At 65.7% G+C, this 616-nt stretch carries 2 pseudogenes; both read left to right on the top strand.

Going from position 1 to position 616, the window contains the following annotated elements:
- Positions 1-256, top strand: a pseudogene (locus VQ03_RS34220) (MBL fold metallo-hydrolase); the annotation flags it as partial.
- An 86-nt stretch (positions 257-342) separates the two neighbouring features.
- Positions 343-616, top strand: a pseudogene (locus tag VQ03_RS30680) (DNA-directed RNA polymerase subunit alpha); the annotation flags it as partial.

Genomic DNA, 616 nt, shown 5'->3' with positions numbered 1-616 from the left:
GGGCTCGGGGTCCCTCCTGATGTGGGCGGATATCGTCCATCTGCCGGCGATCCAGTTCAAGCGTCCGGAGGCCACGATGGTCTTCGACGTCGATCCCGACGAGGCGAGGGCGGTGCGCAAGCGGATGCTGGACGAGGTCTCGAGCGAGAGAACCTTCGTCACCGGGGGCCATCTGGAATTCCCGGCGCTCGGCTACGTGGCGCGTGAGGGCGGAGCCTACAGCTTCGTCCCGGAACTCTGGGTCGCGGCCCACTAACCGCCCGCTGCGTCGCGGGCACATGATTTTCGAGACCGAGCCGTGCAAGGCGATGCACGGGAAGGGCTCAAGGACCGACCACTGCAGTGGCTCGTGTCGGAAGTGCGAGAGGTAGGACCGTGGTCATACAGAAGAACTGGCAAGAGCTCATCAAGCCGAACAAGCTCCAGGTTTCGACCGGGCATGACCCCAAGCGGGTCGCCACCGTCGTTGCCGAGCCCCTCGAGCGCGGCTTCGGCACTACCCTCGGCAACTCCCTGCGCCGGGTTCTCCTGTCGTCGCTCCAGGGCGCGGCCGTGACCTCGGTGCAGATCGACGGCGTACTTCACGAATTCTCGTCGATTCCCGGCGTGCGTGAGG

Source organism: Methylobacterium tarhaniae, from assembly GCF_001043955.1.
Taxonomy (GTDB): Bacteria; Pseudomonadota; Alphaproteobacteria; order Rhizobiales; family Beijerinckiaceae; genus Methylobacterium; species Methylobacterium tarhaniae.
This window is presented reverse-complemented; position numbering and strand designations above follow the sequence as displayed.